The sequence below is a fragment of the Pseudomonas cedrina subsp. cedrina genome (assembly GCF_001983175.1).
GTDB classification, from domain to species: Bacteria; Pseudomonadota; Gammaproteobacteria; order Pseudomonadales; family Pseudomonadaceae; genus Aquipseudomonas; species Aquipseudomonas cedrina.
Map to the genome: position 1 here is coordinate 132,622 of NZ_MNPW01000004.1, position 11,627 is coordinate 144,248.

The 11,627-nt window shown below is 59.7% G+C and carries 9 protein-coding genes; 1 reads left to right on the top strand and 8 read right to left on the bottom strand.

What is annotated here, in order from left to right; genetic code table 11:
* The first annotated feature begins 363 nt into the window (after positions 1–363).
* A complete protein-coding gene (locus BLL36_RS09130; protein WP_090219927.1) occupies positions 364–609 on the top strand; it encodes a hypothetical protein in 246 nt (81 codons plus the stop codon).
* Positions 610–805: 196 nt separating this feature from the next.
* Here the strand turns inward: BLL36_RS09130 and BLL36_RS09135 are convergent, their stop codons facing one another.
* The 8 genes from BLL36_RS09135 to BLL36_RS09170 form a co-directional block, all read right to left on the bottom strand.
* Entirely contained in the window at positions 806–1,777 is a 972-nt protein-coding gene (locus BLL36_RS09135; RefSeq protein WP_076951129.1) for a peptide ABC transporter ATP-binding protein, read from the bottom strand.
* Entirely contained in the window at positions 1,777–2,745 is a 969-nt protein-coding gene (locus BLL36_RS09140) for an ABC transporter ATP-binding protein (protein WP_076951130.1), read from the bottom strand. Before BLL36_RS09140 ends, BLL36_RS09135 begins: the two co-directional genes overlap by 1 nt.
* Before the next feature lie 10 nt (positions 2,746–2,755).
* On the bottom strand, positions 2,756–3,667 hold the full coding sequence (locus BLL36_RS09145) for an ABC transporter permease subunit (RefSeq protein ID WP_076951131.1): 912 nt from the start codon (positions 3,665–3,667) through the stop codon (positions 2,756–2,758).
* A gap of 10 nt (positions 3,668–3,677) precedes the next feature.
* On the bottom strand, positions 3,678–4,688 hold the full coding sequence (locus BLL36_RS09150) for an ABC transporter permease subunit (protein WP_003171721.1): 1,011 nt from the start codon (positions 4,686–4,688) through the stop codon (positions 3,678–3,680).
* Between the two features lie 76 nt (positions 4,689–4,764).
* Positions 4,765–6,363 (bottom strand): ABC transporter substrate-binding protein, encoded by a 1,599-nt coding sequence (locus tag BLL36_RS09155; protein ID WP_076951132.1) that lies wholly within the window; start codon positions 6,361–6,363, stop codon positions 4,765–4,767.
* Positions 6,364–6,444: 81 nt separating this feature from the next.
* The gene (locus BLL36_RS09160) at positions 6,445–7,842 is read right to left on the bottom strand and encodes an OprD family outer membrane porin (RefSeq protein WP_076951133.1); all 1,398 of its coding nucleotides are present in this window, start codon (positions 7,840–7,842) and stop codon (positions 6,445–6,447) included.
* 171 nt (positions 7,843–8,013) lie between these two features.
* Positions 8,014–9,558 (bottom strand): ABC transporter substrate-binding protein, encoded by a 1,545-nt coding sequence (locus BLL36_RS09165; RefSeq protein ID WP_394329481.1) that lies wholly within the window; start codon positions 9,556–9,558, stop codon positions 8,014–8,016.
* A gap of 364 nt (positions 9,559–9,922) precedes the next feature.
* On the bottom strand, positions 9,923–11,551 hold the full coding sequence (locus tag BLL36_RS09170) for an ABC transporter substrate-binding protein (RefSeq protein WP_076951135.1): 1,629 nt from the start codon (positions 11,549–11,551) through the stop codon (positions 9,923–9,925).
* Positions 11,552–11,627: the final 76 nt, after the last annotated feature.

Below are 11,627 nucleotides of genomic sequence, written 5' to 3' on the forward strand. Positions count from 1 at the left end.
CTTGCCTGCGATAGTCATAGGTATCTACACATTTTTGTAGTGAGCGGGCTTGTCCCGCGCTGGGCTGCGAAGCCGCCCCAACAAAGGCACCGCGCAGTTTCAGAAAAAACCAATTCGCCTGGTTTGGGGCCGCTTCGCAGCCCAGCGCGGGACAAGCCCGCTCACTACAGGGAGATTTGTTTGCCTTTGAAGGTTGTGTAGCTACCTATGCTGCGATAGCGGTCTGGCAGCCAGCCTATGGTGGCTGATCCACCGCTATCGCAGGCAAGCCAGCTCCTACATATTGATCTCCATCAGGTTGGAGATTGGCGCTAACCCGGTATCGGGTCTAGCGTTCATCCATCGACTGTGAAGGAGACCACCGTGCGAAATATTCACTACGCCCTCCACCTGGCTTTGCTTGTGACCTTTGCGCTGACCACCCTTCCAGCGCAGGCAGGCGCAGGAACACCCCAATGGAAAGACACCGGCCCCGTCACCAAGAAAAAGCAGCAAGAGGTCAACTCCGGCAGTTGGAAACCGCAGCCCCAGCCTTCAGACGTCAAGGATCCGGAAAATCCCGTCAACGAAGGCGAAGACAGTGAAACCTTCGACGACGGCGAAACCTGAGGCGCGGCGCCCACCCAAAAAGAAGCCCCTCCCGCCAGGCTGATGCGCAACCTGACGGGAAGGGCTGTAGAACGCTACATCACGCAATGATCGTTCCCACGCTCCGCGTGGGAATGCCGCCTGGGACGCTCTGCGTCCCGTCGTGTGACGCGGAGCGTCACGTGATGCATTCCCACGCAGAGCGTGGGAACGATCTTCAGGCGACGAATTGCTCCGCGTAGTGGCACGCAACCTGGCGGTTATCCAACGGCCGCAACTGCGGTTCCTCGGTGCTGCACCGCGCCGTCGCATACGGGCAGCGCTTGTGAAACGCGCAACCCGATGGCGGGTTCAATGGATTGGGCAACTCGCCGACGATTTTGATCTTCGGCTTGTTCGGATCCGGATGAATGGTCGGGGTGGCCGACAGCAGCGCCTGGGTGTACGGGTGCAGCGGGCGGGCGTAGATGTCTTCCTTGGGGCCGACTTCCACCGGGCGGCCGAGGTACATCACCATCACGTCATCGGCCACATGCTGCACCACGGCCAGGTTGTGGGAGATGAATACGTAGGCGGTGTTGAACTCCTGCTGCAGGTCCATGAACAGGTTGAGCACCTGGGCCTGGATCGATACGTCGAGCGCCGAGGTCGGTTCATCGGCCACCAGCACCTTGGGTTGCAGCATCATCGCGCGGGCCAGGGCGATACGCTGTCGCTGGCCGCCGGAGAACATGTGCGGGTAGCGCTGGTAATGCTCGGGGCGCAGGCCCACTTGCTTCATCATCGCCTGCACTTTCTCGCGGCGCTCGGCGGCGGACAGGTTGGTGTTGATCAGCAGCGGCTCGCCGAGCTGGTCACCGACTTTCTGCCGTGGGTTCAACGAGGCATACGGGCTCTGGAACACCATCTGCACGTCTTTGCGCAATTGCTTGCGCTGGGCCTTGTCGGCGCCGGCGACTTCCTGCCCTGCGATTTTCAGCGAGCCCGAAGACGGCTCTTCGATCAGCGTCAACGCACGCGCCAGGGTGGACTTGCCGCAACCCGACTCGCCGACCACGGCGAGGGTCTTGCCGGCTTCCAGTTCAAACGACACACCATTGAGCGCGCGTACCAGCGCATGGCCCTTGAACAGGCCACGGGACACTTCGTAGTGCCGGGTCAGGTCGCGGGCGGTAAGAACGACGGCCATTACGCCACCTCCTGGTTCAAGGGGTAGAAGCAGCGCGCCAGGCTGTTGGTTTTCGGATCAAGCGCTGGGCGCTCGCTGCGGCAGTTGTCGCGTACGTACGGGCAACGTGGCGACAGCAGGCAACCTTGCGGGCGGTCATAACGGCCGGGAACGATGCCCGGCAGCGTGGCCAGGCGCGTGGCGCCGAGGCTGTGCTCGGGAATCGCCTTGAGCAACGCTTCGCTGTACGGGTGTGCCGGGATGTCGAACAACTGCGGCACCTGGCCGACTTCCACCGCTTGGCCGGCGTACATCACGCACACGCGCTGGGCGGTTTCCGCCACGACCGCGAGGTCGTGGGTGATCAGCACCAGGCCCATGTTCTGTTCTTTCTGCAGGGCCAGCAGCAGTTCCATGATCTGCGCCTGGATGGTCACGTCCAGGGCGGTGGTCGGTTCGTCGGCGATCAGCAACTTCGGCTCGCCGGCAATTGCCATGGCGATTGCCACACGCTGGCTCATACCGCCGGACAGTTGGTGCGGGTAAGCATCCATACGGCTGGCAGCGCCCGGGATCTCGACTTTTTCCAGCAACTCGATGGCACGCTTGCGCGCTTGCTTGCCGGACATTTTCAGGTGCAGGCGCAGCACTTCCTCGATCTGGAATCCCACGGTGTAGCTGGGGTTCAGCGCGGTCATCGGGTCCTGGAACACCATCGCCAGGTCTTTGCCGACGATCTTGCGACGCTGGCGGTTGCTCAGCTTGAGCATGTCCTTGCCGTCGAAGTTCAGCGCGTCGGCGGTGACGATGCCGGGGTGCTCGATCAGGCCCATCAGCGCCATCATGGTCACGGATTTACCCGAGCCCGACTCGCCAACGATCGCCAGGACTTCGCCTTTGTCGACCGAAATGTCGAGGCCATCGACCACCGGCACGGCAGTCTTGTCGCCGAAGCGCACGTTGAGATTCTTGATTTCTAACAGTGACATGGGAATCTCCTCAGGCGGCGTTCTTGAGTTTCGGGTCCAGCGCATCGCGCAAGCCGTCGCCCATCAAGTTGATTGCCAGCACGCTGAGCAAAATGGTCAGACCCGGCAGGCTCACCACCCACCAGGCGCGTTCGATGTAGTCACGGGCCGAAGCCAGCATGGTGCCCCACTCAGGGGTTGGCGGTTGTACCCCAAGGCCCAGGAAGCCCAACGCGGCGGCATCGAGGATCGCCGAAGAAAAGCTCAGGGTGGCCTGGACGATCAGCGGCGCCGTGCAGTTAGGCAGCACGGTGATGAACATCAGGCGCGGCAAACCGGCGCCGGCAAGGCGGGCGGCGGTCACGTAGTCACGGTTCAGTTCGCCCATCACCGCGGCGCGGGTCAGGCGCACGTAGGACGGCAACGACACGATGGCGATGGCGATCACGGTGTTGATCAGGCCAGGGCCGAGGATCGCGACAATGGCCACGGCCAGCAGCAGCGAGGGCAGGGCCAGCATGATGTCCATCAAACGCATGATGGTCGGGCCGAGCAAACGCGGGAAGAACCCGGCGAACAGGCCCAGCAGGATGCCCGGGATCAGCGACATCACCACCGACGACAAACCGATCAGCAGCGACAGGCGCGAACCCTGGATCAGGCGCGAGAGCAAGTCACGGCCCAGTTCGTCGGTACCCAACAGGAACTGGATCTGCCCGCCCTCCAGCCAGGCCGGCGGAGTCAGCAGGAAGTCGCGGTACTGCTCGCTCGGGTTATGCGGTGCAACCCACGGCGCGAAGATCGCGCAGAACACGATCAGCAACATGAACAACAGGCCGGCAACCGCGCCTTTGTTCTTGGAGAAGGCTTGCCAGAATTCTTTGTACGGGGACGGGTACAGCAGGCTTTGATCGACTGCTGACACTTGAGTAGGTGTGGTCATGGTCATGATCTCAGCGCTGGTGACGGATGCGTGGGTTGGCGAAGCCGTAGAGGATATCCACCACGAAATTCACCAGGATCACCAGGCAGGCGATCAGCAGGATGCCGTTTTGCACCACCGGGTAGTCCCGCGCGCCAATGGCTTCGATCAGCCATTTGCCGATGCCGGGCCAGGAGAAGATGGTCTCGGTCAATACCGCACCGGCCAGCAGGGTGCCGACTTGCAGGCCGACCACGGTCAGTACCGGGATCAACGCGTTACGCAGGCCGTGCACGAACACCACCCGCGCCGGCGACAGGCCCTTGGCCTTGGCGGTGCGGATGTAGTCTTCGCGCAGCACTTCGAGCATCGACGAGCGGGTCATGCGCGCGATCACCGCCAGCGGGATGGTGCCGAGCACGATGGCCGGCAGGATCAGGTGGTGCAGTGCGTCCCAGAAGGCGTCCGGCTCGTCAGCCAGCAGGGTGTCGATCAGCATGAAGCCGGTGCGCGGCTCGATGTCGTAGAGCAGGTCGATGCGCCCGGACACCGGGGTCCAGCCCAGGCTGACCGAGAAGAACATGATCAGGATCAGGCCCCACCAGAAGATCGGCATCGAATAGCCCGCCAGGGAGATGCCCATCACCCCGTGGTCGAACAGGGATCCTCGCTTCAAGGCCGCGATCACCCCGGCCAGCAGGCCCAGGATACCGGCGAACAACAGGGCGGCCATGGACAGTTCCAGGGTCGCCGGGAAGAGGGCGGTGAATTCGGTCCACACGCTGGTACGGGTACGCAGCGATTCGCCAAGGTCGCCCTGGGCGAGCTTGCCGACGTAGTCCAGGTATTGCGCATACAACGGCTTGTTAAGGCCAAGGCGCTCCATTGCCTGTGCGTGCATCTCGGGGTCGACGCGGCGTTCGCCCATCATGACTTCTACGGGGTCGCCAGGAATCATGCGTATCAACGCAAACGTCAGCAACGTGATGCCGAAGAACGTGGGGATCAATAACCCCAGTCGGCGGGCAATAAAACTAAACATCTTGTGGTGTACCTCAATCAGCCGGTTAGGCAGGTCCGGCGCCGTCAATAGCGACGGCGCCGAGCGTTTTTCTTATTTACTTCACCTGGGTGGTGGCGAAGTTATTTGTACCCAGAGGGCTTTGGGTGAAGCCTTCTACGTTCTTGCGCATGGCGGTGAACAGTTTCGGGTAAGCCATGGGAAGCCATGGTTGGTCCTTGTCGAAAACGTCCTGTGCCTGTTCATAGAGTGCGGCGCGCTGGCCGGGTTCAGCGATGGCGCGGGCCTTGTCGATCAAGTCTTGAAACTCTTTGTTACACCAGCGTGCGTAGTTTTCGCCGTTTTTCGCAGCATCGCAACTCAGGTTTGGCGTGAGGAAGTTATCCGGGTCGCCGTTATCACCTACCCAGCCGGCCGAAACCATGTCGTGCTCACCGTTTTTAGCACGCTTGAGCATCTCGCCCCATTCCATGACTTTGATATTCACCTTCAGGCCAATCTGCGCCAGATCCGCCTGCATGCGCTGGGCGCCGAGCATCGGGTTCGGGTTGGTCGGGCCGCCGCCGTTACGGGTGAACAGGGTGAACTCGGTGCCTTCCGGTACGCCGGCTTCCTTGAGCAGGGCGCGTGCCTTGTCCAGGTCGCGGGGCGGGTTTTTCAGTTTGTCATTGAAACCCAGCAGGGTCGGCGGATAAGGGCCGGTACCCACCACTGCATTGCCTTTGCCGAACAGGGCTTCGGTATAACCGGCCTTGTCGAACGCGATGTTGATCGCGTGGCGTACCCGCGCATCGCTCATGTATTTGTGGGTGGTGTTCAACGCGGTGTAACTGGTGGTCATCGCCGCCAGTTCATCGACTTTCAGGTTCGGGTCTTTCTTGATACTTGGAATGTCATCCGGCTTGGGGAACAACGCGATCTGGCATTCGTTGGCCTTGAGCTTCTGCAGGCGCACGTTGTTATCGGTGCTGATCGCCAGGATCAGCGGATCGACTGCCGGTTTGCCGCGGAAGTAGTCAGGGTTGGCCTTGAACCGCGCCTGGGCGTCTTTTTGATAACGGATGAAGATGAACGGGCCCGTGCCGATGGGCTTGGCGTTGAGGTCATCGGTCTTGCCGGACTTGAGCAACTGGTCGGCGTATTCCTTCGAATGGATTGAAGAAAATGCCATGCCCAGGTCGGCCAGGAACGGTGCTTCAGGACGGGTCAGGGTGAAAACGACGGTGTGATCGTCCGTCTTTTCTACGCTCTTGAGCAGTTCCTTGAAGCCCATGCTTTCGAAGTACGGGTAGCCCACGAGGGACTTTTTATGCCACGGGTGATTCGGGTCCAGCTGGCGCTGGAAACTCCAAAGCACGTCGTCGGCGTTCAGGTTGCGCGTGGGTTTGAAATAGTCGGTGGTGTGGAACTTGATGTCGTCACGCAGGTGAAAGGTGTAAGTCAGGCCATCGGCGCTGATCTCGGGCAGGGCCTTGGCCAGCGCGGGAACGACTTCGGTGGTGCCGGGCTTGAAGTCCACCAGGCGGTTGAACATGGTTTCAGCAGCGGCGTCAGCGGTCACGGCCGTGGTGTACAGGACCGGGTCAAAACCTTCCGGGCTGGCTTCGGTGCAGACCACCAGTGGTTTGGCCGAAACGCCGATCGCCACGCTCAACAGCGCGGCAGCCATGGCGGCTTGTAGCGGGAGCATTTTCATTCGGAACCCTCTGCAATCGATGGGACCAGTAAAAACGTAGACGGCGGGCTCGTCCTGAGCCCGCCGTTTACCTGGCGCTAATTAAAGAATGTTGAACGGGACAGTGGTAACCAGACGGAACTCTTTGATGCTGCCGTCGGACTGGAACTCGCTGCCACGGTGCTCAACGTATGTTGCGCGCACGGTAGTGGCCTTGAGAGCGCCGCTCTGAATGGCGTAAGAGGCGCCTACACCGTATTCCTGGTGTTTTTCGCCGTCTTGCTTTTGGATGCCGTCGTAGGCGAACTTGGCTCGACCATTGTTGCCGGTGTAGTGGGTGCCATCGATGTCCCAACCACGTGCCGAGTAAACGTTGAACTTCAGGCCTGGCACGCCATATTCGGCCATGTTGATACCGTAGGCGACCTGGAAGGACTTCTCGTTCGGACCATTGAAGTCAGAGGTCAGGGAGTTGGCCAGGTAGATGCCGTTGGTTTCGTGCAGGTAGTCGAAGTACTCGTTACCGTTCACTTGCTGGTAGGAGAAGGTCAGGCTGTGGGCCTGGTGGGCCAGGCCCAGGGACAGGGAGAAGGTATCGTTGTCGATTTCCCCCATCTCTTTTTTGCCTTCATCGACAGTCTTGTAGTAGTTGAAGCCGGTGGTCAGCGCCAGTTGCTGAGCGTCGCCCAACTCATGGGTTGCGCCGAAGTAGTACTGGTTCCAGAAGTCCTTCACGTTGGCGCCGAAGACGCTGACCTTCAGGCTTTTCAGCGGCTGGTAGTTCAGGCCCAGAGTGGACACCTTGTCGGTCTCCTGCGTGCCATTACCGTATTCACTGCGGAATTTCGACAGGCTCTGTTCGGTACGTGGCGAAACGCGGTCAAACACGCCACCCTGGAACGACAGGTTGCTGAACTCTTCGCTGTTGAAGCTCACACCTTCGAAGCTCGATGGCAGTGCACGGTTCCCGATGGTGTCCACGATGCCGCTGCTGAAATTCTGGCGACCGGCGGTCAAAGTGGTGTTCGATACGCGGAACTGCACGTTGGCCAGGCCCAATTTGCTCCATTGACCGACTGCATCACCGTCGGAGTCAGCCAGGGTGCGGTTGGAACCGCCCTTGATGTCACGCTTGCTGCGGTCCAGAACCACGGCGTTATACACCGCCAATTCAGTCTTGACGCCCACGGTGCCCTGAGTGAAACCCGAGCTGGCGTTAATGATGGTGCCCTGTACCCAGTTGGTACGGTTACGGTCGGTCAGGGTCTGGCCGTGCTTCTTGTACTCGAAGTTGCCCCCACGGTACTTGCTTTCATGGGAATACCAGTTACGCGTGGTGCCGCCCAGGCTGAAGTCTTCAATAAAGCCCTTGGCCTCGCTTTGCGCGCTGGTGCCGGCCAGTGTGGTCGGAACGAAGTCCTGGCTGGCGGGTTCAGCGTAGGCGGTGGCCGTGATGCTGCTGATGGCCAGGGCCAGAAGCGCTTTGCTGCTCAGTTTCATGTGTGAAGCTCCTTTGGTTCTCTTTTTAATGCCGGTCTTTTTTGGTGATCCGACTATTGGGTGTGTAACTCTTTTCAAGCTATGCAAACGTTTGCCGTAGGAAAAATCCTAATAAATGGCTGCACGTTTGCTGGAGAGCCAACGTCGCTCTCCTGCAATCCGGTTATTTTCTTATGGGGTAATGCTGACGCCCGAGAACACGTTGCGGCCGAAGGGGCTCACTTTGAAGCCTTCGACTTTGGCGCTTAACGGCTGGTTGACCGTCGAGTGGGCGACTGGCGTGATCGGCACCTGCTGCTTGAGCAATTGCTGCGCCTGTTTGTACAGAACAGTCCGTTGTTCGCGGTCGGTGACGACCTTGGCTTGCTTGATCAGCTTGTCGTACGCCGGGTCACACCACATGGAGTAGTTGTTCCCGCCGATGGCGTCGCAGCTGTAGAGGGTGCCTAGCCAGTTGTCCGGGTCACCGTTGTCGCCGGTCCAGCCGATCAGGCTGATATCGTGCTCACCGTTCTTGGTGCGCTTGATGTATTCGCCCCACTCGTAGCTGACGATCTTGACCTTGAGGCCGATCTTGGCCCAGTCGCTTTGCAGCATCTCGGCCATCAGCTTGGCGTTGGGGTTGTACGGGCGCTGTACCGGCATCGCCCACAGGGTGATTTCGGTGCCTTCCTTTACGCCGGCGGCCTTGAGCAATTCCTTGGCTTTCTCCGGGTTATAGGCCGCGTCCTTGATGCTGTCGTCATAGGACCACTGCGTCGGCGGCATGGCGTTGACCGCCAGTTGCCCCGCGCCCTGGTACACGGCATTCAGGATGCTCTGCTTGTTCACCGCCATGTCCAGCGCCTGGCGCACTTCGAGCTGGTCGAACGGCTTGTGGCGCACGTTGTAGGCGATATAGCCGAGGTTGAAGCCTGGCTTGGTCAGCAGTTGCAGTTTAGGGTCGGCCTTGAGCGCATCGACGTCAGCCGGGCGCGGATGCAGGGTCACCTGGCATTCGCCGGCCTTGAGTTTTTGCACGCGTACCGAGGCGTCGGTGTTGATCGCGAAGATCAACTGGTCGAGCTTGACCCGGCTCGGGTCCCAGTACTGTTTGTTGCCCACGTAACGGATCTGCGAATCTTTCTGATAGCGCTGGAACACGAACGGGCCAGTGCCGATCGGCTTCTGGTTGATGTCGCTCGGCTTGCCGGCCTTGAGCAGCTGCTCGGCGTATTCGGCCGACAGGATCGCGGCAAAGCTCATGGCGATGTTCTGCACGAACGCGGCGTCGACCGTGTTCAGGGTCATGACCACGGTGAGCGGGTCGGTTTTCTCGACCTTGGCGATGTTCTTGTTCAGGCTCATCCCGTTGAAGTACGGAAACTCGGTGGGGTAGGCCTTGCGAAACGGATGGTCGGGGTCAAGCATGCGGTTGAAGGTGAACAGCACATCGTCGGCATTGAAATCCCGCGTTGGCTTGAACTCCTTGTTGCTGTGGAATTTCACCCCTTCGCGCAGGTGAAAGGTGTAGGTCAGGCCGTCGTCGGAAATATCCCATTTGGTTGCCAGCCCAGGCACCACATTGGTTGCACCTTTTTCAAACTCGACCAGGCGGTTGTACAGCGGCTCGGCCGCATCGTTATCGGTGGCGGTGGTGTATTGCGCCGTATCGAAACCGGCCGGGCTGCCTTCGGAGCAGAACACCAGGCTCTGCTTGTCGGCGGCTTGGCCCATCGTGGCCACAGCCAGCAGGCTGGTGCCGAAAATTGCGGATAGAACGGTGGTATGGCGCATGACGATCCCGATCCTTGTTTGTAGTTGTCATCAGCGAGCAACCGCCCTGGCAATCGGCCAGGGCGACATCACTGATCCCACACGCAGCAAGTGCCTTTCCGTAGTAGGTACATCTGCTGTCCTACGACGTTAGGGGTCGCGGACCTGGCAGTAAATGCACCAAATCGGATTGACCTTGTAGGCAACGGAGACACGGATCGCAGTTCGTTGCTGTAGGACGCAACTATTGCGGGCGTGGTCTGTTTCCTACGGGCCAGGCGGATGCAATAACGGCGACGTTATGAAACGTCGCCGCCAGGGCTTCTTACTTGCCGCTTACGCTCACGCCGTAAAAGGAATTCAAGCCAAACGGGCTGATCTTGAAGTCCTGCACGGTGGAGCGCATGGGTTGATACACCGTCGAGTGCGCGATAGGTGTCATCGGGACAGCATCTTTGAGGATATGTTGCGCCTGCTTATACAGCTCGGTGCGTTTGGCGACATCCGATGTGGCCTTGGCTTCTTTCACGATGCCATCGAATTTCTTGTCGCACCATTTGGAGAAGTTATTGCCTTGCAGTGAGTCGCAGCCGAACAGCACGTTCAGCCAGTTGTCCGGATCACCATTGTCGCCGCTCCAGCCAATGATCATCGCCTGGTTTTCGCCACCCTTGGAGCGCTTGATGTACTCGCCCCACTCGTAGCTGGTGATTTTCACGTTGAGACCGATCTTCTTCCAGTCGTTCTGCAGCATTTCAGCCATCAGCTTGGCGTTCGGGTTGTACGGACGCTGAACCGGCATGGCCCACAGAACGATTTCGGTACCTTCCTTGATGCCGGCTTCCTTGAGCAGCGACTTGGCTTTCTCAGGGTCGTACTTGGCATCCTTGATGGTGGTGTCATACGACCACTGGGTCGGCGGCATCGCGTTGACGGCTAACTGACCGGCGCCCTGGTACACGGAGTCGATGATCTGCTGCTTGTTCACCGACATGTCCAGCGCCTGGCGTACGCGCAGGTCGGCCAGCGGGTTTGGCTGGTCGCTGCCCTTGACCTTGTCCATCACGTTGTAGGCGATGTAGCCCAGGTTGAAACCGGCCTGGTGCGGCAGTTTCAGGTCCTTGTCTTCGCCCAGCGCCTTGAGGTCGGCCGGACGCGGGAACAGGGTGATCTGGCATTCGTTTTTCTTGAGCTTCTGGATACGCACCGACGGGTCGGTGGTGATGGCGAAGATCAGGTTGTCGATCTTCACATCTTCAGGTTTCCAGTAGTCCTTGTTGCCGGTGTAGCGAATGTTGGAATCTTTCTGGTAGCTCTTGAACACGAACGGGCCAGTGCCGATCGGCTTCTGGTTGATGTCGGCAGGTTTGCCATCTTTGAGCAGTTGCGCGGCATATTCAGCCGACTGGATCGACGCGAAGCTCATCGCCAGGTTCTGGATGAAAGCGGCGTCCACGGTGCCAAGGGTGAACTTGACCGTGTTGGCGTCGACTTTCTCGATGTTCTTGATGTTGGTGTCCATCCCCATGTCCGTGAAGTACGGGAACTCGGTGGGGTAGGCTTTGCGGAACGGATCGTCCTTGTTGATCATGCGGTTGAACGTGAACAGCACGTCATCGGCATTGAAGGTACGGGTCGGCTTGAAGTACGGCGTGGTGTGGAACTTGACGCCATCACGCAGGTGGAAGGTGTAGGTCAAGCCATCCGGGGACACGTCCCAGCTGGTGGCCAACCCAGGAATCACGGCGGTGCCGCCGCGCTCGAACTGGGTCAGGCGGTTGAACATGGTTTCGGCCGAAGCATCGAAGTCTGTTCCGGTGGTGTACTGGCCTGGATCAAAACCGGCCGGGCTCCCTTCGGAGCAGAACACCAGGTTAGTCGCCGCATGGGCGAAAGGGGCTGCGGCCATAAGGCCAGCGCTAACTAAGAGCGGAAGGACTGCGTGTTTAAGCATGTTGGCCTCATGATTTGTTGTCATTTTTGGTGGTGAGGGCGACCTCGTGAGTCGGCCTGCGGATACTTATGCAGGC